Here is a 26,167-nt window from a genome sequence, read left to right on the forward strand (position 1 = left end):
GTATCGTCTTGCCAATCAGTACCCGAGCGACTCCCACTGACTTGCTACCCATGCCTGGTTGCGCTCGGTCTCCTGGGCTGATTCCGAAGAAGGCACGCCTTGGCAGACCTGTGAGGACATCTTCGTGACAAAATCCTTCGTCGTCGCGCAAAGTGAGGAGACTTGTGATCGCGCACCATCATCAAGCAGATACCTGTATGCGACCACGAAGCCACCGACAATGACTCCTGCCGTGAGGGCAGAGCGTAGGAACCTAGACATGTGGTTCACTCCTCCCCCATAGCCAGGCCAAGGATCGACTGACAAATTCGCTCGAGGTCATCCTCGTCGGTGAACTCTATCTCAATCTTGTTGTGCCCTCTTGTCTGTCGTACCTTGACGGGCGTATCCAGACTCGTTCGAAGTTGGCGCGCTGCCCGCTTATATGACTGGGGAGCGACGGGACGAGGCTTCTTTGGGGCGTCCATGCCAGAGAACAGCGGTGCGAGGTTTTCTGTCTGACGGACCGTCAGATTTTCCTGCACGACCTTCTGTGCGAGCTTGCTGCGGCCCTCCTCGGAAGAAACTGCAAGGATCGCACGAGCATGGCCTGCTGTGATGCTCCCATCAGCCATCATGTTCTGAACGTCCTCGGGAAGGTCGAGAAGTCTGAGCGTGTTGGCGACGGCCGAGCGTGACTTCGAGAGAATCTGCGCCAGAGCCTCTTGTGTGAGGTTGTCCCGATCTATGAGCTGTCGGTAACCCTGAGCCTCTTCTATTGGATTGAGATCACTCCTCTGGAGGTTCTCGATCAGCGCGAGTTTGAATACCTCATCGTCAGAGATTTCCCTGATCACAACTGGAATCTCTTTGAGCTTCGCTATCTTGCTTGCCTGATAGCGTCGCTCGCCAGCCACGATCTCATACGTTGATCCCTTCTTGCGCACCAGGATAGGCTGAAGGACACCGTTCTTCTCTATCGAGTCTGCGAGTTCTGACAATGCCTCGTCATCGAAGTTCTTGCGAGGCTGGTTGGGGTTTGGTTTGATCTTGGCAATCGGAAGGGTGGCGTCCGGAGTGATGTCCCCTACCTCTGCCGCCGATTCACCCATGAGAGCGTCAAGACCACGTCCAAGTCCTGCTTTCTTAGCCACGACGTATCACTTCCTTGGCGAGTTTCGTATAGGCCGTTGCGCCTTTGTTCATATGCGCGTACATGGTGATCGGAAGGCCATGGCTCGGTGCTTCCGAGAGCTTGACGCTGCGCGGTATGACCGTCTTGAACATCTGGTTCCCAAAGTACTTCTTGACTTCGGAGACGACGTCATTCGATAGGGTCGTCCTGCTGTCATACATGGTCATGAGCACACCGAACACCTCGAGCCCAGGGTTAAGACGGGATTTCACCATCTTCATGGACTCGAGGAGCTTCGTTACACCCTCAAGGGCATAATACTCACACTGGATTGGGATGAGTAGGCTATCTGCTGCAACGAGTGCATTGATGGTGAGGAGGCCCAGTGACGGAGGGCAGTCAATGAAGACATAGTCAAACTCATCCTTCACCCGTGCGATGATGCCCTTGAGAATTCCCTCCCGGGCCATGCTCGACACGAGCTCAATCTCCGCTCCTGCGAGCTGTATCGTCGCAGGTATCACGAATACATTCGGCTCAGGTGTCTTCTGTATGAGGTCTTCCATGGGATACTCGTGCAGAAGTGCATCGTAGATGTCGTATTCGAGAGACTCTTTGTCGATGCCGTAGCCGCTTGTCGTATTCCCTTGTGGATCGAAGTCAACGACGAGTACCTTCATCTTGGCCTCGCCGAGGGCCGCTGAGAGGTTAATGGCAGTCGTTGACTTACCGACCCCACCCTTTTGGTTGATGATCGCTATCGTCTGTGCGTCTTTGGATGGTTTTCCGCGCTTGACCTTTGAAATGTCCACCGTGTCTCCTGTGTGTTCTGGTAATCCTAGAGACACTATGACACACTCCTTGAGTGTTTCACGTGAAACACTCTCTATCTCATCTCAGATAGCTCATGGGCAGCACACATTCTCACGGGAAATATCACCTACCTTGATGAATACCTCACTTTGTAGTGAATCTATTCCCCTAGTGGGTGCTTCTTTGCTTCCCCCACTTGTCTCGGCAGTCGTATCGATGGCTTTCGGCACTTCTTGAGCAGAATGATTTCACGGTGGGCATTCGAATCCGGAAGCTCAGATGTTTCACGTGAAACAATCTCAAGTCCGCAAATCGATGCCGCCTGTTCCCCTTGTGCCAACTCATCATCAGAGAGCCTCCCCTTGGTGACGAGAAGCGATCCGCCTGCCATAAGAAGGGGAGAGGCGTATTCACAGAGGATCCCGAGGGGAGCGACTGCACGGGCGACCACGACTCCGAATTCCCCCTTATGGCTGAGGGCATAGTCCTCAGCCCTCTTGGAAGTCACATCTAGTTGATTGCCGAGTCCAAGCTCAGAGATGAACTCACTACATGCCACGACCTTCTTGTGCACGGAGTCCATAAGGACACCGGGACGCCCCGTCATGATTGCGAGGGGGATCCCTGGAAACCCTCCACCCGTTCCAATATCAACGAAGCGCCCCCTGGTAATCTGGAAACTCTTCAACATCATGAGCGAGTCTATGACATGAAGGTTTACGGCCTCCTTGGAATCCTTGATACCAGTGAGGTTCATTACCTTGTTCTTCTCGAGCATCAGAGCGAGATGACCAAGAAGAAGATCACACTCACGATCAGTGAGGTCTATCCCTATGGAGGAAGCCTGCTCGACGAGCTCGACCCTACGTTCCTCATGGGGGTCAAAGGATTGCAAAACAGCCTCGACAGTATCGCAGGTATCCATGGTTCCCTTTCCCACTACACTTAATGCTCTGCCAAAAAGTCTTGTGTCGTGAACTCTTGTCATGAAAAAGGGGAGCCCACGGCTCCCCAATGGTATTACCTTATGACAGATGAGTTAGCCATCATGCCTGACTGAGGTGATGATGACATGGCGATCGGCATCCTCACCCTCAGAATGAGTGGTAACATCCCCATCCTCACGAAGCGCGATATGTACGAGACGACGCTCATAGGCATTCATAGGAGAAAGGCTGACAGACCCACCTTGCTTCTTGGCACGGTCTGCAGCGGAGCGTGCAATCCCTTGGACCTTCTCGCGACGACGGCTCTTATAGCCCTCGATGTCTACCACCACAGGATAATGGAAGCCCAGCTGCTTGCTCATGAGCGAACTCACGATCTGCTGCAGGGCATCGAGCGTGCGACCATGCCTTCCAATGAGAATGGCAAGGTCCCCACCGTTGATGTCGAGGATGAGCTCGCCCTCGTCACCATCATACTCATCAATGCTCGAATCGTTTTCACCGAAGCACGAGAGAAGGGACTCTACGATCGTCACACCTGCATCAGCAATCGCGTCGAGCTCGTCATCCGTGAGGTCGGTACCAGCCTCATACTTCTCACGAATGGATGAGAAGTCCGGGGAGGCAGCTGCCTCGACCTCCTCGGGACCATCCTCGCTAGGGACAGGGGCATCTGTCTCCGTACCCTCTAGATCATCTTCGTTCTCAACCATGGGATACCTCCTCGGAGCCCTACAGGACCTTTGGCTCTCGCGCTCGTGCTAGTTCTTCTTGTGCGGGCGGTTCTTCTTCTCCTTGCGGACGACGTCGACCTGCACAGGCTGCTCTGCAAGCCGCTTGGCCTCGTCCTCCTTGACCTTGTCCATGACCCGGCGAGTGATGAAGAGCTGCTGTACCGCTCCCCAGGCCGCGGACGTGTCGTAATACAGCACGACACCGACAGGGACGCTCCAGCCGAACCACATCATCATGGCTGCCATGACGATGCCCATGATGCGGGTCTGTTGGGCCTGCTCGGGCGAGGTCTGGTTCATGAGCATGGGGATGAGCGTGAGGACACCGAAGAGGACGTCCAGGAGGATGTAGACCCAGGCACCCGTCCACCCCATGGATGAGATGGCTCCCGAGACCGAGTTGCTCAGGGAGTCAAGGATGTTGAAGAAGCATGCCTCGGCAGGAATCTTGTTCTGAAGCACCTGGAACAGTGCAAAGAAGATAGGCATCTGGAGCAGCATGGGGAGACAACCACCGAGCGGGTTGAACTTGTTCTCGGAGTAGAACTTACGCATCTCCTCGGACTGCTTCGTGGGATCGTCAGCATAACGCTCCTGGATCTCCATCATCTTGGGCTGCAGAGCCTGCATCTTGGCCGACGACCTCGTCGACTTGACCGTGAGAGGCGTCAAGGCGAGACGAATGATGAAGGTGAGGAGGATGATGGCAAGTCCCCAGTCACCGACGAAGTTCGCGATCCATTGCAGGATCATCGTCAGGAAGTCAATGAACCAGTCCCACATAGCTATTCCTCCGCGATCTCCCGTACGCTAGGGCACGGGATCGTAGCCTCCCTTATGGAATGGGTTGCACCGGAGTATCCTCCGGAAGGCAAGCCATCCACCTCTCATCGCACCGTACTTCGAGACAGCCTCGATCGCGTATTGCGAACAGGTGGGATAGTAGATACAGCTGTCTGGGAGCAACGGTGAGATGAAACGCTGATATCCCCTCACCATGAACACGAAGGTCTTAGAGACAAGACCTGCCATGCTTCCTCCTCAACGGCTGCCGCTCCCTATTCCATATGACGCCTTGCGCGACAAAGAAGCTTGTCGAGCTCCTGGGCGACCTCGTGGGGATGGGCCCCGTTCGTCGACCGGGTGGAGAAGAGAATGACATCCATCTCATCCAATGATGGTGCGACCTCGTGGAATGCCTCGCGCATGACCCGCTTGCAACGGTTTCTATAGACCGCGTTCCCAAAACGCTTAGCTGCGACGAAGGCGACCTTTCCCTGGTCGCCTTCGTCGCAGGCCTTATAGACCAACCGCACAAGATGGCCATTCTCGCGACGTCCTTGGGAGAACACCCTCTCGAACTCAAGCTTGGATTTGATGGTTCTCATCACATGCTAGACGGTGAGCTGCTTGCGGCCCTTGGCACGACGACGAGCGAGGACGTTGCGCCCTCCCTTGGTGGCCATGCGTGAACGAAAGCCATGGCACTTCGCGCGCTTGCGCTTGTTGGGCTGATACGTACGCTTCATATCAAAACCTCCGATAAGGCGGAATAATTACCGCGGATGCTGCTAAAGCCCTCAAAGTGTAGGGGTCAAGGCCATGATTTGTCAATTGTGAGCTAGCAACCTCCTGCGTTCAGGGGCCTTGGACCTACAGAACGCACAAACTTCCCCTATGAAATTATCTGTGACGAGCGGCCGCAACGTTTCACATATGCGCAAGTTCTTCTCTCTGTATGAGACGTCACTGCGTGATGCTATTCTATCTTCGCTTGGGAATCTGCTGCTATTCCACTTTTCGACACGTTTCTATCTCCTGTTGAAAACTTTCATGACCTTGCTCATTCCTCCGCAAGTTTTCTTCAATGGTTCACAACATGGTGAAAGAGGGGTCATGGCGACCACGTTCTATCCGTTCGTCGAGAACAACGACGGAGCACCTTCCTCGCAGGATCCGACAGACCTCGAGGTCCGCTACCCCGCGCGGATAGCCGTCTATGACGACCCCATGGCGGCGCCACGAGTGGTGATCGTCGCGCCGACCGACGTGCATTCCTTCCTCGAGGAGATCACGAAGCAGGTGACGCAGCTCTCGCACGAGCAAGGAGGGACCATCCCCTTCATGGTCATCAGGGAGGTCGCAGAGAACTACATCCACGCCTACTTCATCGAACCGACGATCAACATCCTCACCGGTGGCAATACCATTCGCTTCTCTGACCAAGGACCTGGAATCCAGGAGAAGTCACGAGCGTTGGAGTTCGGCACCACGAGTGCCACGGAGGAGATGAAACGCTATATACGAGGGGTGGGATCAGGTCTGCCATATGTGCAGCAATACCTCCTGGACAAGGGCGGTTCCCTCTCCATCGAGGACAACATCCACTCCGGGACCATCGTGACACTCTCGATGGAGGCATCACCTCATCCACGACCAGAGGTACAACCAAGCGAAAACCAGACCATCCCCATGGCACCACCCACTCATGAGGTCATCGGTGATGACAACACGACGACACCGATACTCTCGGCACATGAGCGTGACGCGATGACCTATCTCAGGACGCATGAGTCAGTCGGTCCGTCGGACCTCGTGAGGACCTACGGCCTCTCACAGGGAACCTGGTCGAGGACCCTCTCCTCGCTCGAGGAGACCGGCCTCATGATCAAGGTCCGACAGAAGCGCTACCTCTCGGATGCCGGAAAGGCGTATCTCACCAGAGTTTGAGCCCTCTGCGTGGCCGCCACCTCATGACATCCCATATACTGTTTTCAACATCACGAAGACACGTAGGTGGGAATTCGAATGAGCAACGAGAAGAGCGAGGGGCTCTCAGAGGCGAGAGACCTCTGGGATGACGTCTGCACGCTGATGCAGGGGAGCGTCTCCAACGCATCAGTCACAGCCATGCTCAAGAGCTGCGACGTCATAGGGATGGATGACCAGACACTTACCATCTCGACTGATGCCAAGTTCGTGAAGAGGACGCTCGACAAGTACCTCCCGGACATCTGCCGATGCCTCGAGTCTGCCGCATTCCGCCCTATGGATGTCAACATCGAGCTCGGACAGCCAAGACTTCGAAAGATCGACGCGAGCCCCACCATCTCGGAGGAGGACCTCGCGCGGTCCCAGAGGCAGAGAAAACCGCAGAAAGATGTAGGGCAGCCACATGAGGAGCCAATCAAGGAGAAGGTCGAGAACCCCCTCGTCTCGGTTCCATCCGACAATGACTCGAAGCTCACCTTCGACACCTTCGTCGAAGGTGAGGAGAACCAGTTCGCACTCCAGGCAGCCAAGGGTGTCGCGAACGGGACCAAGGACTTTAACCCACTCTTCATCTTCGGAAGGAGCGGGCTTGGGAAGACGCATCTCCTGAAGGCCATCCAGAACTATATATATGCCAATGACCCGACAAGGAGCTGCGTCTACAAGACCGCGAGCGACTTCATATCCGACTATACGGATGCGATGGTCAACACCGAGAAGACAATCAGGGACTCGTTCTCGAAGAACTACCAGAACATCGACGTACTCATCATCGACGACATCCAGAACCTGAGAAGTGCCACGAGGACGGTCGACTTCTTCTTCGACACCTTCAACTACCTCATAGACCATGGCAAGCAGATCGTCCTGGCGGCAGACGTCCCACCGATCGAGCTCGGCATGGACGAGAGGGTCTCGAGCAGGATCGCAAGCGGCATGTCGGTGCCCATCCAACCACCGAACTACGAGCTGAAACTTGCCCTCATCAAGAGCTTCTACTCGAACATGAAGGAAGAGGGACTCTCTGAGTACCAAGGGACCATCGAGCAGGGGAGCCTCGAGCTCATGGCAGAACGGTCCGGCTCGAACATCAGGTTGATAAAGAGCTTCTGCCAGAACTGCCTCTTCGAGGCCACCACCTGGGAGAAGAAGGGCCGTACCTTCACGCGTGAGGACGTAATCAGGCTTGCGAGGATCAACTGGGGTGCCAACAAGCGAATCGTGAGCGTCGAGGAGATACAGAAGGCAGTCGAGAACCAGTTCTCGATCTCACATACCGACCTCATCGGAAACAAGCGTAACAAGAGCTGATGGAGCCACGGCACATCGCGATCTGGCTCACGAGGAACCTCACCGACGAGACCCTTGCGGAGATCGGACGCCACTTCGGTGGGAGGACCCATGCGACCGTGAAGCACAGCATAGGATGGGTTGACGCCGAGATGAAGCAGAGGAAGGTGTTCTATGACCTCGTCGACCATCTCAAGGAGCAACTCGTAGAGGACGTATGAGGTTTCGCTCTTGGAATATGATTGTCAACAACGTTAGGAAAGGACGTTGAAGAAGGAAGAGAACCCACCTCTCACTGTTTAAAACCTACCTCATACAATAGAGGTGTTTAAAAGTACCCTTAGTTCTCGACAACGACGAGAAGCCTCGTTTAACGGGTATGAGCAGCACATCGTGCGAGTTATCACCATCTCTACACCACTTATTACTTCTACCAGTCTCTCTTTTCTCAAAGAAAGGAACTAAAGATGAGGTTCACCGTCAGTCAGTCGGCACTCGCCCGTACCCTCGCTGTGGTCATGAAGGGATCGGCATCCAACTCGACGCTTCCCATCCTCTCTGGTGTCTATATCCATACTGCTGAGGGAACGCTCGAGTTTCAGACGACGGACCTCAACATCTCGATCCGTCATCGCATCCCTGCCAACGTCGAGGAGCCGGGTGAGGTCGTCATCTCAGGGAAGATGATCTCAAACATCGTCAAGACCCTCCCCGATGCCGCCGTCACCTTCGAGAGTGGGGATCATCAGCTCTCCATCACCTCCGGCAAGAGCTCATTCCACCTCAATACCCTCGATGTGGCCGACTTCCCCGAGTTCCCAACCTTTGCCATGGAGAGTTCGATAGAGCTCCCGGCGTCCATCCTCTCCTCTATGGTCGACCGTGTCTATAAGGTCGCCTCGAAGGACAACTCCCGTCCCATCCTCAAGGGCATCCTCATGACGGTCGAGGATAACCTCATCCGTCTGGTCGCCACTGACTCCTATCGTCTCGTGGTCTGTGACACCAACATCGAGACATCCTCACTCGAGGGTGCCTTCCAGATGATCATCCCAAGCGACGTCTTCCATGACGTCCTCTCCCTGCCCTCTGACTCCTCCTCGATCCTCATCGGCTCGACAGAGAGTCAGGTCGTGTTCGTGTTCGGCAATACCACCTACATCTCCCGCAGGATCGAGGGGAACTTCCCGAACTATCACCAGCTCCTCCCTGCCTCCTGCGAGACGAGCGCGAAGATCAAGCTCGATGACTTCTCAGCAGCCATGAAGCGTGTCTCGGTCATCGCCCTCTCAAACCCCTCCGTGCGGTTTGAGGTCGACTCCGAGCAAGGTGCCCTCACGCTCTCCACCACGAGTACCGACCAGGGTGATGCACGTGAGTCCCTCTCGATCGAGGCTGCCGGCCCGTCCCTGACCATCGCCCTCAACTACCACTACGTCTTTGACTGTGTGAATGCCCTCTCCTCCGAGGATGAGGTCACCCTCGAGCTCCAAGGGCCGACACAACCCGGCATCTTCAAGTCATATTCGAAGATCAACTACCTCTATCTCCTCATGCCGGTTCGGATGTAGGGTGTCCCTCTCGCTTGACACGCTCTCGCTCGCGAGGTGGAGGTCTGCCGGGGAGGTGGACGTCACCTTCTCATCAGGAATGACGATCCTCGTCGGCGAGAACGCGACCGGTAAGACCAACATGCTCGAGGCCATACAGCTCCTCACCTCCGGGAGGTCCTTCAGACATCCTCGCCCCTCCGAGCTCGTCAGGGATGGTCAGGGTCAGGGTAGGGCCACCCTCCGTGCCACCGGGGACGGAGGGTCATCGACGTGAGATGTGACGTGACCCCAGAGCGGCGCCAGCTCTTCCTTAACGAGAAGGGTGCAAGGCCTCGGGACTTCTCGGGACTTCTGGTATCCATCCTGTTCACCCCCTGATGACCTCTCGCTCGTGAAGGGTTCCGCATCTGTCAGGAGGGAGAGCCTCGATACCTTTGGTAGGCAGGTCAACGCCGGTTATGACAGGGTGGTCACCACCTATGCCCGGGCCATCGAGCAGCGCAATCGCCTCCTCAAGGAAGATCCCGTCGACCTGTCGTTGCTCGATGCCTGGGATGAGTCGGTCTCATACGGTGCCGCTTCCCTGCTCTTCCATCGCCTTGCCCTCTTCCGTAGGGTGGCCGAGGCGTTGGTCCCCCTCTATCGTGAGCTCGGTGGAGGGGAGGAGGTGCGATGCCGCTACTCCTCGACCCTCGGTGATGATATAGGTGACCTCAGCCAGGAGGAGCTCCGCGGGCACATGATGCAGGAGCTCAGGGCCTCACGTGCGGCCGACCTACAACGTGGAATCACACTCGTGGGACCCCAGAGGGATGACATCACCTTCTCGCTCGCAGGCCGTGACGCGCGGTCGTTCGCCTCGCAGGGACAGCAGCGGAGCCTTGCCATCGCCTGGAAGATGGCGGAGGTCAGGGTCTGTGAGGACATCCTCTCCTTCCCGCCCGTCCTTCTCCTCGATGACGTGATGAGCGAGCTCGACCAGCGTCGTCGGGATGCTCTCTGTAACCTTGTCCTTGGTGGGGTCCAGACCATGGTTACCACGACGGACCTTGGGTATTTCTCTGATGAGGTCCTTGGGCCAGCAGAGGTGGTGAGGTTCCATGACGGAACGGTCGAATAGTCGCGGGCAGGGCCCTGAACCGCTGTCCTCGCTCATGGGCTCGATCGTCTCGTGTCAGCGACGTCCCCAGTTCACCGTGCAGCAGCAGGCCCGTCTCACCTGGCTTGAGTGTAATGGTGCCCTCGAGCGACGTCATACCTGTGGTGTCTATCTCGCCGAGGGCAAGCGGCAGGGTGAACTGCCGACGCTGGTCGTCTACATCGACTCGTCAGCACTCATGCAAGACTTCACTACGGATCATCTGCTCTATGTGGGGAGGGTCTCCCATGCGGGTCTTGAGGTCGCTGACGTACGGTTCAAGCTCTCGCATAAGCGTCCGAGCGAGCCCACCTACCCAAAGGGTGGTGTGACGGCGGCTGCCTCGAGCTGCGAGGCCACATCTCTTCCCCCGCTCACCCCCGAGCAGGAGGAGCAGGTGACGCAAGAGGTAGCGGACCTCCCTGATGGTCTTCGCGACACGGCCGCCGACGCGATGAGGGCTTCCCTCAAATGGGAGATGGCCCAAAGGCCGAAAACAGGAGAATGACGCCTCAGACGGCCTCTCATGGCCTCTCAGACTCAATCTGATGTCGTAAGAGATACCTTTTCGTCATAGGACAACAGGTTTTCTCCTTCCCATGCGCTATGATTGTCAGGTTATGGGACAAGAGGGAAGGAGTCGCGTGGCGGCCAAGAAGGAACAGAAGTACGACGGCTCTGAGATCACGGTCCTCGAGGGCCTTGACCCTGTCCGTAAGCGTCCTGGCATGTACATTGGCTCGACCAGTGCCTCGGGGCTCCATCACCTCGTCTATGAGGTCGTCGATAACTCCGTGGATGAGGCACTTGCCGGATATTGCACCAAGATCCAGGTCACCGTCCATGCTGACAACTCCGTCACCGTGGTCGACAACGGCCGTGGCATCCCGGTCGACAAGCACCCCGTGAAGAAGATCCCGACGCTCGAGGTCGTCATGACGATCCTCCATGCCGGCGGTAAGTTCGACAACAAGGCCTACAAGGTCTCTGGTGGCCTCCATGGCGTAGGCGTCTCGGTCGTGAACGCCCTCTCAAGCAAGCTCATCGTCCAGGTGAAGCGTGAGGGCAACATCTACGAGATGCAGTTCTCGCGTGGTAAGGTCACCGAGAAGATGAAGGTCGTCGGCAAGTCCAAGGCCACGGGTACCACCGTGACCTTCTGGCCTGATGACACCATCTTCGAGACCACGACGTTCAGCTACGACACCCTGCGCGACCGTCTGCAGGAGACTGCCTTCCTGAACAAGAACCTCAAGATCACGCTCACCGACGAGCGCGAGCTCACCCCTCGCGTCGACGAGTTCTGCTATTCCGGCGGCATCATCGACTTCGTGAAGTTCCTGAACGAGGGAAAGGAGATCGCCGACGGGCTCAAGACCCCCATCTACATCGAGGGTGAGAGCGATGAGAGCGTCTCCGACGACCGTCGCGGCGAGGTCGAGGTAGCCCTCCAGTGGAATGGCTCCTATTCCGAGAACGTCATGAGCTTCGCCAATGACATCTACACCCCCGAGGGAGGCATGCACCTCGAGGGATTCCGCGCCGCACTCACCAAGGTCATCAACGACTATGCGCGCAAGCAGAACATCCTCAAGGAGAAGGATGCCAACCTCTCGGGCGATGACGTGCGCGAGGGTCTCACGGCCGTCATCTCCGTCAAACTCGGTGACCCCCAGTTCGAAGGTCAGACCAAGGCGAAGCTCGGTAGCTCCTTCATGCGCGGGCTCGTCCAGAAGGTCGTCTCGGACGGACTTGCCGAGTATCTCGAGGAGCATCCCAAGCAGGCACGCACCATCGTCAACAAGGCGACGAGTGCCGCAAAGGCGAGGAATGCCGCCCGTAAGGCCCGCGACGCTACCAGGCGCAAGGGTCTTCTCGAGAGCGCGGCACTTCCTGGCAAGCTCGCCGACTGCTCCGTCCGCGACCCTGCGGCCACCGAGCTCTTCATCGTCGAGGGTGACTCCGCAGGTGGCTCGGCCAAGATGGCGCGCAACCGTTCCATACAGGCGATTCTGCCCCTGCGCGGCAAGATTCTGAACGTCGAGCGTGTGGGTCACGAGCGTGCACTCTCATCCGACACGATCAAGTCGCTCATCACGGCCATCGGCACAGGTGTCACGACCGGCGATACCTTCGACCTCTCGAAGGCGCGCTATCACAAGATCGTCATCATGACGGATGCCGATGTCGACGGTGCCCACATCCGCATCCTGCTCCTCACCTTCTTCTACCGCTACATGAAGCCCATGATCGAGGCTGGCTACATCTACATCGCCCAGCCGCCCCTCTACCAGCTCAAGCCCAAGGGTCGCAGGAAGGGTACCTACATCTACACGGATGAGGAGCTCGCAGCCGAGACCTCCAAGATCCCAGCCGGCGAGAAGTACTCCGTCCAGCGTTACAAGGGTCTGGGAGAGATGGATCCCGAGCAGCTCTGGGAGACCACCATGGAGCCGAAGAACCGTATCCTGCTCAAGGTCGACATCGACGATGCCGCCGCGGCCGAGCGTGCGGTCTCGGACCTCATGGGTACCCAGGTAGAGAAGCGCAAGGAGTTCATCCAGTCCCATGCGCTCGACGCCCGCTTCCTGGACATCTAAACCCCGCCGACCTGCTCGGCATGAACCGCGACAGACAACAGAGAGGCAACATCCGTGGCTGATGACAACAACACGCACTTCCCCGGAGATGACGACGACGAGGGCCGTGATGACAACCTTCTCGGCGACATGGACGATGACGACGAGGTAGACGACGCATCCGACGATGAGTCCGATGATGATGTTGACGATGAGGAGCCCGATGGGGAGGATGACTCCGAGGGTGACGCATCCGAGTTCTATGGCTCGGGTGACGACCGCTATGCGGCGATAGCCGAGGGCGGCCAGCGCCTCGACCTCTCTGACATCCACGGCGGCACGCTCAAGCCGGCCGACATGGCCTCCGAGATGCGTACCTCCTTCATCGAGTACTCGATGTCCGTCATCGTCGCCCGTGCCCTGCCGGACGTCCGTGACGGCCTGAAGCCGGTCCACCGTCGCATCCTCTACGCCATGAACGAGGCCGGCATCACTCCCAATCGTCCGCACAAGAAGAGTGCCTGGACGGTCGGAGAGGTCATCGGCAAGTACCACCCCCACGGGGATTCCGCGGTCTATGACACGATGGTTCGTCTCGCCCAGGACTTCTCGATGAGGTTACCCCTGGTCGACGGTCACGGTAACTTCGGCTCCATCGACGGTGATCCCCCAGCAGCCATGCGTTACACGGAGAGCCGTCTCACGCGTGCGGCCATGGAGATGCTCCGCGACCTCGACAAGGACACGGTCGACTGGCAGCCCAACTACGACGAGTCGCTCCAGGAGCCCGCCGTCCTGCCTGCACGCTTCCCGAACCTGCTGGTCAACGGTTCCTCAGGCATCGCCGTCGGCATGGCCACGAACATCCCTCCCCATAACCTCGGTGAGGTCATCGAGGCCACCAAGATGCTCATCGACAACCCCGATGCCACCACCGAGGAGCTCATGACCGTGCTTCCCGGTCCTGACTTCCCCACGGGCGGTACCATCATGGGTTCCGATGGCATCAAGGACGCCTACGAGACAGGCCGCGGTTCCATCACGGTCCGTGCGAAGGCCCACGTCGAGCAGATGAAGGGCAACCGTCAGCGCATCGTCGTGACGGAGGTCCCCTACCAGGTCAACAAGGGCCTCCTGCAGGAGAAGATCGCCGAGCTGGTCAACGAGAAGCGCCTCGAGGGCATCTCCGACATGCGCGACGAGACGAACCGCAAGGGAATGCGCCTGGTCTTCGACCTGAAGCAGGGTGCCATCCCGCAGGTCGTCCTCAACAACCTCTACAAGCACTCGCAGCTCCAGACCAACTTCGGCGTGATCGACCTCGCGCTGGTCGATGGCGTGCCGCGCACGCTCTCGCTGCGCGAGATGCTGCAGTACTACATCAACCACCAGGTCGACGTCGTCACCCGCCGGACCCGTTATGAGCTCAAGAAGGCCAAGGAGCGTGCCCATATCCTCGAGGGCCTGCTCATCGCCGTCGACAACATCGACGAGGTCGTTCACATCATCAGGAGCTCCGAGTCCGACAAGGACGCGAAGGCCCGCCTCGAGGAGCGCTTCGGGCTCGATGACGTCCAGACCGAGGCCATCCTCCAGATGCGCCTGCGCCGCCTCACGGGCCTCGAGCGCCAGAAGATCGTAGACGAGCTGGATGCCCTCAAGGAGAAGATCGCCTACTACGAGGACCTTCTCGCCCACGAGGACAAGATCCTGGCCCTCATCAAGGACGAGCTCACCGAGATATCGACCCGCTTCGCCGACAAGCGTCGGTCGGTCATCTCTGACGCGCCGATAGACCTCGACGTCGAGGACCTCATCGCTGACGAGGACATGGTCATCACGATGACCCACTCCGGCTACGTGAAGCGCCTGCCGGTCGCCACCTATCGCTCGCAGAAGCGCGGCGGCAAGGGGATCCAGGGCGTCAACCTCAAGGACTCCGACTTCGTGGAGGACCTCTTCATAGCCTCCACCCATGACTATGTGCTGTTCTTCACCAACTTCGGCAAGGTCTACCGCCTCAAGGTCCACGAGCTGCCCATCGGCAGTCGTCAGGCTCGCGGATCGGCCGTGGTGAACTTCCTGCCGCTCGCAGAGGGTGAGCACGTGGCTGCCGTCATCACCTGCCGCGACTTTCCGGCAGACGAGTTCCTCATGTTCGCCACCAAGCGCGGCATCGTGAAGAAGACGTCCATGAGCGCCTATGACCGCACCCGTCGCGACGGCATCATCGCCATCAACCTCAAGGGCGATGACGAGCTCGTGAACGTGCGTCGCGTCCGTACCGGCGACAAGATCATGCTGGGCTCGACCGACGGCAAGGTCATGCTCTTCGACGAGGCCGACGTGCGCCCCATGGGCCGCGACACCACCGGCGTCCGTGGAATCACCCTGAAGGATGACGCCACCATGCTCGGTATGGAGATCACCAACGGCAAGGGCGACCTGTTCGTCATCACCGAGAACGGCTACGGCAAGCGCACGCCTGTGGCCGAGTATCCCGAGCACAAGCGTGGTGGCCAGGGTGTCTTCACCATCACCATGACCAAGCGCAAGGGTGCCCTCGTGGGCATGCGCGTGATCGGGCCGCAGCATGAGCTCATGATCGTCTCGGCGGAAGGCGTGGTCATCCGCGTCAAGGCCAAGGACATCTCCAAGCTCGGCCGCTCCACGCAGGGTGTCAAGGTCATGAACGTGGCCGGTGGCGACTCCGTGAAGTCCTTGGCCCGCATGGTAGTGAAGAAGGCCGTGCCCAAGCCCAAGGACGAGAACCAGGGTGCGCTCGACCTGGCTGCTGCCGGTGCGGCAGATGCTGACGACGAGGAGCCCGTCGACATCGGAGGGGACGAGGACCTCGACGACACGCTGATCGATGACGAGGATGAGTAGGTAGCCCGCAACCTCGCTGAACAAGGGGAGCCTCCCTCCTTCCCCCCTCGCACGTCCTCGCCGCATACTACGCGGCCGTGGATTGTGCGTGGGGGAAGGAGGGAGGCTCTTCTCATCGATGTCGGGCGAACAGGGCGGCATAAGGCATAAGGGCAAGGACGACGCCCGGCATGGGGTGTCTATGGCTGGGTGGTGCGATGTGTGGGGGAGCGACTAGTCGAAGTCCTCGGGGGAGAGGTGCTCGACGAAGTCGTGGAAGCCGGCCATCTCACGTGCCTGCTCGTCCTTCTTGACGGCACCGAAGTCAGGGCAGCCCGCCGTGCGAATGACCGCGCTCGAGGCGTAGATGGGTGACCCCGTGCGCACAGCGATGGCAAGTGCGTCGGAGGGCCGTGCATCGACCGAGGTCATGGCACCCGTCGAGGACTCGACGTCGACATGCGCATAGAACACGGTACCCTCCACGCGCTCGATCTCGACGCTCCTCACGGTCCCACCGAGGCTTGCGACCAAGGAGAGCAGCAGGTCGTGCGTCATGGGGCGCTGCCTGTGGCCGACCTCGTTCACGCCCATGCCGATCGCCGTGGCCTCGACGGCACCCATCCTGATGGGAAGTGCGTCGAGTGGCAGGGGAGAGGGGCTCTCCGTCGCAGGGGCACCTTCGCCCGCGGATGGCTGGCCGGGGACGGTGGCATCGACACGTGACTCGATAGCGGCCTTCTGTATGCGGGGTGCAGCCTCGGGGACGTGCCCCGCATGTGGCTTCAGCACCACGAGGGAGGCGATGGGGCCCTGCCCGACGATGATGGACGAGATGTCCATGGGAACACGTTCTGCATCCATATGCCTAGCCTCCTCGGTCGCATGTCCTCTTGCGCCCTATCGTACCCAACGCCGCCTGCCATACAACCCCGATCGTAGTGGTATTCATGCGACCGTGCCACGAGCGATTCCCAGCGGTTCCCCATGGGCGCCATGGGGGAGGAAACCTTAGCACAGGGACCGGACGACAGGGCCTTCGACCTCACGAAACCATCATGGTCATCGGCCCATTCGGACTCCTGTCGCCCACGAAGAGTCCACATGGAGGTGCATCTTTGGTGTTGACCTGGCTTTGGGCGTGCGCTACCATCATCTAGCGCGTCGGGCCCGTAGCTCAGTTGGTTAGAGCGTCCGGCTGATAACCGGGAGGTCACAAGTTCGAACCTTGTCGGGCCCACCACCTTTTGACAATAATCGCCCCAGCGTGAGCCGAGTCGCCGCTGGGGCGATTATTACTTTCTAAGGTAGCCGTCACCTCGTATTCCTTAGTGGCGACGCACGTTCGGGGACGTAGCTCAGTTGGGAGAGCGCGGGCTTTGCAAGCCTGAGGTCGAGGGTTCGATCCCCTTCGTCTCCACCACACGCCAGAGGCGGGCCGGGCACACCGGTCCGCCTTTTTCTATCATGTGAGTGATTGGCAGTCGGATGCATCCACCTGCCGAGAGGGACGAGCGTTCGTCCTGTCATCCGCCGACAACGTCTCGAGGGAGCGCCATGGGAACACGACCGTCCGACGGGGGCATCTCGCCCGAGCTCGACCAGCTGGGGCAGGAGCTTCTCGGCCTTGCGCTCGACCGCCTTGCCGGCGGGGGAGAGGTCCTCGCCGTCGCCGAGGCCATGGATGCCGGTGGTACGCGTGTGACCTGCGAGTTCGAGGACGATGGCCCCGAGGCGTGCATTGCGGCTGCTCGTGAGTGGGTCCGACGGCTCGACCGGACGGGAGGCGACGAGGCCTCTGGCGTCGGCACGCCTCGCTGCTATGCCATCGTCTACGAGGGCGCCGTGGCCGACGAGAGGGACGCCTATCAGGATGCCCTCATCCTCGAGTTCGGCGAGAAGGGGGCCCTATCTGGCTACTCTGCGTTCGTCCTCGTGAACGGCGTCGGTCTCGGCGAGGGCTTCTCGTGGAGTGATCCAGAGCCAGCTGGTGAGGTACCGCTCCTGTTATAGAATGTTGAAGGTTGCGCCGTCTTCGTGCGGCACGGCACGGACGGCATGCCGTCTGCCATAGGTAGGTAGCGCCGCATGATGCGGCAGTACGACAGTGAGGAAGACATATGCGCCAGGAGAACCTCAGGAACATCGCCATCATCGCCCACGTCGACCACGGCAAGACCACCCTCGTGGACAAGCTCCTGCGCGCGACAGACGCGTTCCGCGCGAACCAGCAGGTGCAGGACCGCGTGCTCGACTCGAACGACCAGGAGCGCGAGCGCGGCATCACCATCCTCGCCAAGAACATCTCCATCGAGTACAAGGACGTCAAGATCAACGTCATCGACACGCCGGGCCATGCCGACTTCGGTGGCGAGGTCGAGCGCGTGCTCAAGATGGCCGACGGTGCCCTGCTCCTCGTCGACGCCTTCGAGGGTCCCATGCCCCAGACGCGCTTCGTGCTGCGCCACGCCATCGACGCGAGCCTCTCCATCATGCTCGTCGTCAACAAGATCGACCGCCCCGGTGCCAACCCCAAGAAGGCCGTGAACGACTCCCTGGACCTCATGATGGACCTCGGTGCCACTGACGAGCAGCTCGAGTTCACCATGGAGCACGTCGTCTTCGCGAGCGCCATGAACGGCTACGCGCGTCTCCAGCCCGACGACGACAATGACGACATGTTCCCGCTGCTCGACATGATCGTCTCGGACATGCCAGCCCCTGACGCCGACCCGGACGGCCCCCTTGCCATGCAGTGCGTCACCATCGACCACTCGGAGTACGTGGGCCGCATCGGCATCGGGCGTGTCTACTCGGGCACCATCCACACCAACGACAACATCCTCGTGGTCAAGAATGACGGCGAGCGTGCGATGGCACAGGTCAAGCAGCTCTTCACCTTCGACTATCTGGGTCGCAAGGAGTGTGACGAGGTCACCGCTGGCGACATCGGTGCCGTGGTGGGTGTGGACAAGACCGACATCGGCGACGTCTACACAGACCCCGAGAACCCCGTCGAGCTCGACCCCATCGAGATCGACCCTCCCACGATGGCCATCGTCTTCGAGTCCTCGACGAGCCCGCTCGTCGGGCGTGACGGCGACATCGTAGGTGCCCGCCAGCTCAAGGAGCGCCTCATGCTCGAGCGCGAGAACAACGTCACGATGCGCATCGAGGAGCTTCCCGACAAGACCGGCGTCGAGGTTGCCGGCCGCGGCATCCTGCACCTCTCGGTCCTCATGGAGGCCATGCGCCGCGAGGGATTCGAGTTCCAGGTCGGTCGTCCTCGCGTGCTGTTCAAGAAGGACGAGCACGGCAACAAGCTCGAGCCCGTCGAGCAGGCCGTCGTCGAGTGCCCCGGCGAGTACTCGGGCAAGGTCATCGAGGTCTTCGGTGACGCAGGTGGCACCATGACCAACATGGAGGCCGGCGAGCAGGTCACCCACATCGAGTTCAAGATCCCGACGCGTGGCATCATGGGTCTCAAGAACCGCATCCTGAACGTCACCCACGGCGAGGGCGTCTTCTATCACACGTTCCTCGAGTACGGTCCCTATGCGGGTGACATCGGCTCGCGCAACAACGGTGCCATGATCTCGATGTCGACCGAGAAGGCCGTCGCCTATGCGCTCGGCACCCTGCAGGACCGCGGCACCATGTTCGTGGGTCCTGGCGACGAGTGCTACGAGGGCATGGTCGTGGGCGAGCGCTCCAAGCCCGGCGACATGGTCGTCAACGTCGCCCGCACCAAGAGCCTGGGCAACCAGCGCTCGAGCACCGCAGACATCGCCGTGCAGCTCACCCCCCCGCGCACGTTCACGCTCGAGGAGGCCCTCGAGTACATCATGGATGACGAGCTCGTCGAGGTCACACCCAAGAACGTCCGCCTCCGTAAGCGCGTGCTGGGCACCACCGACCGCAAGAAGGCCAACGTGCGTGCAGGACTGGTCAACAAGTAGGCCAGGATGGCAACGTGTCGATGGGACGCGGTGGGCCCTCGGGCCTGCCGCGTCCCTCCTTTTGTTGGGATGACGAAGCGCTAGCGTCCCTTGCGCGCGGGGTCCTTCTCGTCGGCAGGGGAGTGGGCACCGTTGTGGGGACCGCCCATATGCCAGCTGACCGTGTCGGAGTGGAGGGTCTCCCGGGCCTTCCGGACCGGCTCGACCACCTTGGGCGTGAGGTCGATGCCGGCGGGTGACTTGATGTCACAGCGCAGCGACCATGTCCGGAGCGCGACGGTGACGATGACGCACGCCGCCACGGCCCAAGGCTTGCTGAGGTGTCCGACGACGACCGCCGCGTAATAGACCGCGGAGCCGGACACGGCACAGAGGGCATAGAGGTGGCTCGGCCTGAAGATGTGGGGGATGTCACCGAGGAAGATGTCGCGGAGCATGCCACCGCCCACGCCGGTGAGGGTGCCCATGAGGACGGCATTCACGGGAAGCAGGTCGTACATCACGGCCTTGTCGGTACCGAGCGCCGCGAACAGGCCCACCGATATGATGTCCACCCATGCGATGGCATGGTCGATGTGCGAGAACGCCCCGTGGAAGTAGAAGACGACGATGCCGCAGATGACAGCTACCACGATGGCATAGGGAGACTCGAGCATATAGACATGGCCCGTCTGCATGGTGATGTCGCGGATGAGACCGCCGCCAAGGCCACACACGATGGAGAGGCCGACGGCCCCGACGAGGTCGAGCTTGCGGTCGCAGGCGGTGAGCACGCCGTTGATCCCGCCGACGACGACGGCGGCGAGGTCGAGCCAGACCGGGATGGCAAGGGCGCTGACCTCGGGCGCGAGGGTGGTGAAGAAGGAGAGCACGGCCGCTCCTGATGGACGACGGGCTTGGACGACGCCTGTAGTATGACGGTACGTCCCGTCGGGGATGTCGTGAATGTGCGCGAGCGGTAGGCGACTGGCGGATTGCCCGTGCGATATGGCCGAGGTTAGTGTAAACTGGCCTACGCACAACTTGGAGAGTTGTCCGAGCGGCTTAAGGAGCACGATTGGAAATCGTGTAGGCGTCTAAAGCGTCTCCGGGGTTCAAATCCCCGACTCTCCGCCAGCACATCCCGCGGCGCGCCAGCGTCGCTACACCTCACGGAGAGGTGGCAGAGCGGTTGAATGCGGCGGTCTCGAAAACCGTTTAGCCACACTGTGGCTACGAGAGTTCGAATCTCTCCCTCTCCGCCAGAACGTCCAGGGCCGGCCCCACAAGGGGTCGGCCCTTCTTCTTGGCGCACCTCGTGGCATGCGGCTGTCGGCTTGTGATGCTGTCAGGTGTTGTAGGTATACTTGCCTCAGCTTCACCGGCGCGCACCGCTTCTGGTGGCTGCGCATGACATGAGGGAGAGACCATGCAGAGTTCCGGCTTCCAGAACGACAGGTACTTCTCACGCTCGTGGGCGATGCTCACGCGCGACAAGGGATGGGTGAAGCCCGTGCTCGTGCTGGCCGTCGCCTGGCTCGTACCGGTGGTGGGTCCGCTCGCCCTGCTGGGCTACTGCCTCGAATGGGTGCGACTCACCGCGTGGAACGTGGACTCCGCTCCCAAGCAGCATGACGTGCGCGTGGGAGAGCTCATCAAGTCAGGGTGGCGCGGCTTCGTGGTGGCCCTTGGCTGGGGCGTCATGATATGGCTCGTGGGCACGGTGCTCGGCTACCTCTTCTCGTGGAACGACGGGGTACAGAGCTTCGTGCGCTTCTGCTGGTCGATCTGCACCATCTTCATTGCCATCGTGGAGGTGGTGGCTCAGATCCGTGCCACCATCTATCAGGACTTCAAGGCCGGCTTCCGCCTGGACAGGATCTGGCAGATGGTGAGCCATGACTTCGGTGGCATCGCCCGCATCGCCGGCATCGCCGTCCTGGGCGGGTTGGCCGTCTGCGCGATCCTGCTCGTCATGGTCGTCTGCTTCTTCATCTCCTGGGTTCCCACGCTGATCACCTATGGCTCGCAGCTTAGCTATCTCTCGTATTACTCCGGCTCTGCCATGACGGCCGGCATCATCCAGATGGTGCTCTCCATGCTGGCAGGCATGGCGCCTGTCCTCGTCATCGGCATCTTCGCCTGCGCCTTCGTGGGTATCCTCTTCGAGCTCGTCGTCGTGAACGCCTGCGGCTTGTGGCTCCGTCAGTTCGACGTCCCGGCATGGGGCAACTCCGACGCCGAGCTTCCTCAAGGGACGCTCGACGTGCCAGCCACGGCGGCTACGGCACCTGTGCCCCCCGAGGCACCGATGGCCCCCGTCGCCCCTGAGCAACCTGTGGAGCCGGAGAGGCCCATGCCTGTGGATGCATCCATGGTCCCTGAGCAGACCGCGGTGCCCGTTTCCCCGACGCCGACCTCCGGGTCTCAGCCCACACCCGCCGCTGAATCCGTTGCCCCCGCGCCCGAGGCACCTGCGCAGCCGACCACACCTGCGCCCGAGGCCCACGCAGACGAGCAGGTGACCCCGATCATCGTCCCGCCCGTCCCCGAGCAGGACGCGACCGACGAGCCAGGGAAGTCTGCAGCATCCGTGGACGAGTCCGACACGTCCCCGTCTGATGCCGTGGCAGGTACCGAGGGCGAGAGGCCAGGAGAGTCGGCGGACGCGCCGGACGAGGGCTAGAACCCGAGGCAGCTTGGATGGTGGGGGGCGTCGGACCATGCGTGTCCGGCGCCCCCTCTTCTGTGCATCTCATGGGGGCTCGCCTGGCCGGTCGGTGGTCGATAGGCGCCGAAACGTCCACTGAGCAGGCGGGTGTCGGCATCCTGTCAGGTCGTTGGCAGTCGGGTCCGAATTGGTGTCAGGAGCGCCCGCTACCATGGCATCAGCGAACTTCGTGGGATGGCGGGAGAGGACGAGTGTGTTCAGTTGCTGGAGCAGCCTCTGTCTGTGGTAGTATCGAACACCGAACCTTTCCTGCCCCGGGCGTGCCTTCATGTCCCGGAGCCATCAGCCCAGAGGAGGTGACCACATGAAGGCTTATGAACTGCTGTTCTTTGTCGATCCCTCTATCAATGAGGAAGCGCGCGCCGGCGTCATGAAGCGCATCGACGTCGCAATCACCGACAACGGTGGCCAGGTCGACAACGTCGACAACTGGGGCAAGCGCAAGCTCGCCTACGAGATCGACAACCTCGCTGAGGGTGACTACACCCTTATCGACTTCCACGCAGATCCCACGCAGATTCAGGAGCTCGACCGCGTCCTGCGCATCAACGACGCCGTCAAGCGCCACATGATTACTGCCCGTCCGGATCGTCAGTAGACTGGAAGCGTGGGCTTGCGAGCCCGCAAGAGAGGTGTGAGAGACATGAGCATCAACAGGGTGAACATTTCTGGAAACCTGACCCGCGACAGCGAGCTCAGGCAGACACAGTCAGGCACGGCAATCCTTCGCTTCGGTGTCGCCGTGAACGACCGTCGCAAGAACAACCAGACTGGTGAATGGGAAGACTATCCCAACTTTATTGACTGCGTCATGTGGGGCAACCGCGCCAATGCCCTTGCCAACTATCTCAAGCGTGGGACCAAGGTGGCCCTCGAGGGCCGTCTTCACTGGTCCTCTTGGGAGAAGGACGGCGTCAAGCGCAGCAAGGTCGAGGTCTACGTCGACGAGGTCGAGTTCCTGAGCTCACGTAACGCTCAGCAGCAGTCATCGCAGCAGACCTATGCCCCGCAGCAGCCCTCCTACTCCGCACCGGCCCCGGCACCCGCCGGCGCTCCTGAGCCCCAACAGGCTCCCGCACCTGTCAGCGCTCCTCCGACGGACAACGTCTACGACGAGGACATCCCGTTCTAAGTATGTAAGCGGCGGACTTGTCCGCCAGAAGAAAGGTAATGAGACATGGCTACTGAGTACCAGCGTCAGCCGCGTCGCAAGTATTGCCAGTTCTGCAAGGAAGACACTGAGTTCATCGATTACAAGGACACTCAGCTCCTTCGCAAGTACATGACCGACCGTGGCAAAATCAAGCCCCGTCGTGTCACTGGCGCCTGCACGCAGCACCAGCACAAAGTCGCGGTCGCCATCAAGCGCGCCCGCGAGATGGCTCTCCTGCCCTATACCGTCCCCGTGGTCTCCAGCCGCGGTGGCCGTGGGCGCGACCGCGACCGTTCCTAAGAGACCGAACGGGAAGCAGGGCACGTGTCACAGGAGACCGACACAGACAACGTCGCGAACGGGTCGAATGACCCGGGCATGGGGCTCGCACGGACGGACGGCGGAAACGTCGACCGCTCGCCATGGCTCCCTGTCGTCGTCGGCATCACGTGGTGCGTGCTGGGTGGTCTGCTCTGCGGGTATGCGCTCGTCCTGGCCGGCATCTGCATGGGATACGGGCTCATCGTCCTCACGAAGGGGCGTTCCCGTGCGTGGTGGGCGGCGGGCGTCGTCGCCTGCGTCGCGTCGGCCGTCGTGGCGTGCGTGTTCTTCTCGCCGAACGACCTGATCTCCGGCCTCGTCTCGTGTGTCGTGGCGTGCCTGGTGGCGGCGTTGGCATCGAGGGGTCGCATGACCCTCACGCTTGGCGCGGTCCTGGTCGGAGCCGTCATGGCGGTGCTCCTTGGCATCGACATCGCGGTGCCGCTCATGGAGGGCACGGACGTCCTCGCCGTGGCATCCCAGGCATCCAGCGAGCTTGCCAGTACGTTGGTGAGCCAGATGGGTGTCGGGTACCAGTCCATGGCCAGCCAGATCGCGCAGGTCATGTCGGTCATCTGGCCGGTGTCGTACTACCTCATGGCACTCGCCTTCGTGGCCGGCTCCTACCTTGGGGCGTGGCTGGCAGGGAGGCGTGGCACCACCGAGGCGTCCACGCCCGCGCCCGTCGCGACCTTCGACATGCCGCGCTGGCCCGTCATCGGTCTGGGCGTCGGCATCGCGTTGGTAGGGGCCTCGAAGGTCCTGACCGACCAGGCCGACGTGCTCCTGCTCCTGGGCGTCAACCTCCTGCTCGCGCTGCGGCCGCTCTTTGCCGTGCAAGGGCTCGGGGTGCTCTCCAGCCTCATGGGGCGATGGCATCTCGGCTGCTTCCTGCAGGTGCTTCTCTTGTTCGTCGCGGTGGACCTTGAGATCTCGTTCATGGTCCTGAGCGTTTTCGGTCTGGTGGACTTCTGGGCCAACTTCCGTCATCTCGATCGCGGGAGCGGTCCAGGACCCAAGCAGATCGCAGAGTAATATCTAGCCGGCGCATCCGTGCCGGCCAACCAAAGGAGTGTCCATGAAAGTCATCCTTCTGGGTGAGCTCAGGGGCAAGGGTGGAGAGGGAGACGTCGTCGACGTCGCCCAGGGCTATGCGGAGAACTGCCTGTTCCCCAAGCGCCTCGCCCTCCCCGCGACCCCCGGCAACATCAAGCAGCTCGACGAGCGTCGTCACAACATCGTCAAGCGCGAGGACAAGCGCATCTCCACAGCCAACGAGATGAAGGCCGCCCTCGACGGCAAGACCGTCACGATCGACGCGAAGATCGGCGAGGAAGGCCAGCTCTTCGGGTCTGTCACCTCGACCATGATCGCCGAGGCCGTCCACGAGCAGCTCGGCGTCGACGTCGACCGCAAGCGCATCGGTCTCAACCATGCCATCAAGACGGCAGGGCGCCACGAGGTCATGGTGAACTTCTACCGTGACATCGAGGCCAAGGTCACGCTCCAGGTCGGTAAGCCCGAGGCAGAGGCCCCTGAGGTCGAGCCTGAGGCTTCCGATGCCGAGGCAGAGGCCCCTGAGGTCGAGCCTGAGGCTGCGACCGACGAGGCTGCGGCTCCCGAGGCCGACCAGTCTACCGAGGCCGCCGAGTAATTCTCGTCGCATATTCTTCTATCAGGGATTTCGACAAATGGCATCGCGATGGTGTCTGCAGGAATGCCTGGTAGCCGACGAAGGGCGACACCCATGCACCCTCCCTGGCACATGCCAGGGAGGGTGCATGCACTTCTCGGGTGAATACGATAGAACAGCTACCTGGGGTTATATGGGCATTGGTTTGTATGGGTGGTAATTTACCCGGAGTCTGATGAAAATGGGTGCATAAGGGGTGGGGCACTGCCGTATGACCCGGGCTGCCGTTTACAAAGTCACTCAGAAAATGTTGAAAACTGTGAAAAGCAGCATCGTGCGGGATGGATGGGTGAAGCTTTAGACAGGCGCCTGGTCTGGTATGTCCCGGGCCTCCGCCTGCGCGCCCGAGGACGCCGGAATGCGTTAGGATGCTCAAGCGCTCCGTGTGCGACGGATGCGACCAAGGGATGCCGAGGGGAGGACGAATGGCTCAGGGTTCGTATGGCGTAGGTGCCAAGGGCGCCCATATGCGCTCGGACGAGCCGTGGGACGAGCCTCCCGTGGACCTCGCGCCCGTGACGTC

Annotated in this window: 27 protein-coding genes and 4 tRNA genes; 21 read left to right on the forward strand and 10 right to left on the reverse strand. The window is 60.4% G+C overall.

Annotation, left to right across the window (positions count from 1 at the left end; translation table 11 throughout):
* Positions 1–266 precede the first annotated feature (266 nt).
* The 8 genes from LKE50_02160 to rpmH all read right to left on the reverse strand — a co-directional run bounded on the left by LKE50_02160 (position 267) and on the right by rpmH (position 5,137).
* Positions 267–1,091, reverse strand: a complete 825-nt coding sequence (locus LKE50_02160; GenBank protein ID MCH3967431.1) for a ParB/RepB/Spo0J family partition protein — start codon at positions 1,089–1,091, stop codon at positions 267–269.
* A gap of 34 nt (positions 1,092–1,125) precedes the next feature.
* Entirely contained in the window at positions 1,126–1,926 is an 801-nt protein-coding gene (locus LKE50_02165; GenBank protein ID MCH3967432.1) for an AAA family ATPase, read from the reverse strand.
* Between the two features lie 161 nt (positions 1,927–2,087).
* Positions 2,088–2,852, reverse strand: a complete 765-nt coding sequence (gene rsmG / locus LKE50_02170) for a 16S rRNA (guanine(527)-N(7))-methyltransferase RsmG (GenBank protein MCH3967433.1) — start codon at positions 2,850–2,852, stop codon at positions 2,088–2,090.
* Positions 2,853–2,966: 114 nt separating this feature from the next.
* Positions 2,967–3,587 carry a KH domain-containing protein gene (locus LKE50_02175; GenBank protein MCH3967434.1) on the reverse strand — a complete coding sequence of 207 codons (621 nt, stop codon included), beginning with the start codon at positions 3,585–3,587 and terminating at the stop codon, positions 2,967–2,969.
* A gap of 48 nt (positions 3,588–3,635) precedes the next feature.
* Positions 3,636–4,391, reverse strand: a complete 756-nt coding sequence (locus tag LKE50_02180) for a YidC/Oxa1 family membrane protein insertase (GenBank protein ID MCH3967435.1) — start codon at positions 4,389–4,391, stop codon at positions 3,636–3,638.
* A gap of 27 nt (positions 4,392–4,418) precedes the next feature.
* Positions 4,419–4,640 (reverse strand): membrane protein insertion efficiency factor YidD, encoded by a 222-nt coding sequence (yidD, locus tag LKE50_02185; protein ID MCH3967436.1) that lies wholly within the window; start codon positions 4,638–4,640, stop codon positions 4,419–4,421.
* Positions 4,641–4,666: 26 nt separating this feature from the next.
* Entirely contained in the window at positions 4,667–4,996 is a 330-nt protein-coding gene (gene rnpA / locus LKE50_02190; protein ID MCH3967437.1) for a ribonuclease P protein component, read from the reverse strand.
* A gap of 6 nt (positions 4,997–5,002) precedes the next feature.
* On the reverse strand, positions 5,003–5,137 hold the full coding sequence (gene rpmH, locus LKE50_02195; GenBank protein MCH3967438.1) for a 50S ribosomal protein L34: 135 nt from the start codon (positions 5,135–5,137) through the stop codon (positions 5,003–5,005).
* A gap of 367 nt (positions 5,138–5,504) precedes the next feature.
* On the opposite strand from rpmH, the gene LKE50_02200 reads away from it, so the two are divergent.
* From LKE50_02200 to gyrA, 9 genes are all read left to right on the forward strand, one after another.
* The gene (locus LKE50_02200; GenBank protein MCH3967439.1) at positions 5,505–6,338 is read left to right on the forward strand and encodes an ATP-binding protein; all 834 of its coding nucleotides are present in this window, start codon (positions 5,505–5,507) and stop codon (positions 6,336–6,338) included.
* 78 nt (positions 6,339–6,416) lie between these two features.
* Entirely contained in the window at positions 6,417–7,691 is a 1,275-nt protein-coding gene (locus LKE50_02205) for a DnaA/Hda family protein (protein MCH3967440.1), read from the forward strand.
* Positions 7,691–7,891, forward strand: a complete 201-nt coding sequence (locus tag LKE50_02210; protein MCH3967441.1) for a hypothetical protein — start codon at positions 7,691–7,693, stop codon at positions 7,889–7,891. The genes LKE50_02205 and LKE50_02210 overlap by 1 nt, the downstream gene beginning before the upstream one ends.
* A gap of 246 nt (positions 7,892–8,137) precedes the next feature.
* Positions 8,138–9,241 (forward strand): DNA polymerase III subunit beta, encoded by a 1,104-nt coding sequence (dnaN, locus tag LKE50_02215; GenBank protein MCH3967442.1) that lies wholly within the window; start codon positions 8,138–8,140, stop codon positions 9,239–9,241.
* Position 9,242: 1 nt separating this feature from the next.
* Positions 9,243–9,497 carry an AAA family ATPase gene (locus tag LKE50_02220; GenBank protein MCH3967443.1) on the forward strand — a complete coding sequence of 85 codons (255 nt, stop codon included), beginning with the start codon at positions 9,243–9,245 and terminating at the stop codon, positions 9,495–9,497.
* Between the two features lie 117 nt (positions 9,498–9,614).
* Positions 9,615–10,343 (forward strand): DNA replication and repair protein RecF, encoded by a 729-nt coding sequence (gene recF, locus LKE50_02225; GenBank protein ID MCH3967444.1) that lies wholly within the window; start codon positions 9,615–9,617, stop codon positions 10,341–10,343.
* Positions 10,324–10,869: a hypothetical protein gene (locus LKE50_02230; GenBank protein ID MCH3967445.1), complete on the forward strand. Its 546-nt coding sequence runs from the start codon at positions 10,324–10,326 to the stop codon at positions 10,867–10,869. The genes recF and LKE50_02230 overlap by 20 nt, the downstream gene beginning before the upstream one ends.
* Before the next feature lie 112 nt (positions 10,870–10,981).
* The gene (gene gyrB / locus LKE50_02235; protein MCH3967446.1) at positions 10,982–12,961 is read left to right on the forward strand and encodes a DNA topoisomerase (ATP-hydrolyzing) subunit B; all 1,980 of its coding nucleotides are present in this window, start codon (positions 10,982–10,984) and stop codon (positions 12,959–12,961) included.
* 336 nt (positions 12,962–13,297) lie between these two features.
* Entirely contained in the window at positions 13,298–15,829 is a 2,532-nt protein-coding gene (gyrA, locus tag LKE50_02240; protein MCH3967447.1) for a DNA gyrase subunit A, read from the forward strand.
* A gap of 213 nt (positions 15,830–16,042) precedes the next feature.
* Here the strand turns inward: gyrA and LKE50_02245 are convergent, their stop codons facing one another.
* Positions 16,043–16,672, reverse strand: a complete 630-nt coding sequence (locus LKE50_02245; protein ID MCH3967448.1) for a bifunctional nuclease family protein — start codon at positions 16,670–16,672, stop codon at positions 16,043–16,045.
* A gap of 302 nt (positions 16,673–16,974) precedes the next feature.
* Between LKE50_02245 and LKE50_02250 the strand changes: the two genes are divergently transcribed.
* From LKE50_02250 to typA, 4 genes are all read left to right on the forward strand, one after another.
* Positions 16,975–17,051 (forward strand) — tRNA-Ile (locus LKE50_02250).
* Positions 17,052–17,155: 104 nt separating this feature from the next.
* A tRNA-Ala gene (locus tag LKE50_02255) sits at positions 17,156–17,231 on the forward strand.
* Between the two features lie 134 nt (positions 17,232–17,365).
* A complete protein-coding gene (locus LKE50_02260; GenBank protein MCH3967449.1) occupies positions 17,366–17,821 on the forward strand; it encodes a hypothetical protein in 456 nt (151 codons plus the stop codon).
* 107 nt (positions 17,822–17,928) lie between these two features.
* Positions 17,929–19,767, forward strand: a complete 1,839-nt coding sequence (typA, locus tag LKE50_02265; GenBank protein MCH3967450.1) for a translational GTPase TypA — start codon at positions 17,929–17,931, stop codon at positions 19,765–19,767.
* A gap of 80 nt (positions 19,768–19,847) precedes the next feature.
* Here the strand turns inward: typA and LKE50_02270 are convergent, their stop codons facing one another.
* Positions 19,848–20,639, reverse strand: a complete 792-nt coding sequence (locus LKE50_02270) for a TRIC cation channel family protein (protein MCH3967451.1) — start codon at positions 20,637–20,639, stop codon at positions 19,848–19,850.
* A gap of 153 nt (positions 20,640–20,792) precedes the next feature.
* On the opposite strand from LKE50_02270, the gene LKE50_02275 reads away from it, so the two are divergent.
* The 8 genes from LKE50_02275 to rplI all read left to right on the forward strand — a co-directional run bounded on the left by LKE50_02275 (position 20,793) and on the right by rplI (position 25,605).
* Positions 20,793–20,883, forward strand: a tRNA-Ser gene (locus LKE50_02275).
* 37 nt (positions 20,884–20,920) lie between these two features.
* A tRNA-Ser gene (locus tag LKE50_02280) sits at positions 20,921–21,011 on the forward strand.
* A gap of 164 nt (positions 21,012–21,175) precedes the next feature.
* Positions 21,176–22,432: a DUF4013 domain-containing protein gene (locus LKE50_02285; protein ID MCH3967452.1), complete on the forward strand. Its 1,257-nt coding sequence runs from the start codon at positions 21,176–21,178 to the stop codon at positions 22,430–22,432.
* A gap of 349 nt (positions 22,433–22,781) precedes the next feature.
* Complete coding sequence (rpsF, locus tag LKE50_02290) at positions 22,782–23,075, forward strand: 30S ribosomal protein S6 (protein MCH3967453.1); 294 nt, start codon at positions 22,782–22,784, stop codon at positions 23,073–23,075.
* A gap of 45 nt (positions 23,076–23,120) precedes the next feature.
* Positions 23,121–23,609: a single-stranded DNA-binding protein gene (gene ssb, locus LKE50_02295; protein ID MCH3967454.1), complete on the forward strand. Its 489-nt coding sequence runs from the start codon at positions 23,121–23,123 to the stop codon at positions 23,607–23,609.
* Between the two features lie 45 nt (positions 23,610–23,654).
* A complete protein-coding gene (rpsR, locus tag LKE50_02300) occupies positions 23,655–23,930 on the forward strand; it encodes a 30S ribosomal protein S18 (protein ID MCH3967455.1) in 276 nt (91 codons plus the stop codon).
* 24 nt (positions 23,931–23,954) lie between these two features.
* Positions 23,955–24,986 (forward strand): DUF2232 domain-containing protein, encoded by a 1,032-nt coding sequence (locus LKE50_02305; protein MCH3967456.1) that lies wholly within the window; start codon positions 23,955–23,957, stop codon positions 24,984–24,986.
* 43 nt (positions 24,987–25,029) lie between these two features.
* Positions 25,030–25,605: a 50S ribosomal protein L9 gene (rplI, locus tag LKE50_02310; protein ID MCH3967457.1), complete on the forward strand. Its 576-nt coding sequence runs from the start codon at positions 25,030–25,032 to the stop codon at positions 25,603–25,605.
* Positions 25,606–26,167: the final 562 nt, after the last annotated feature.

The organism is Atopobiaceae bacterium (genome assembly GCA_022483015.1).
GTDB lineage: Bacteria > Actinomycetota > Coriobacteriia > Coriobacteriales > Atopobiaceae > JALCUE01.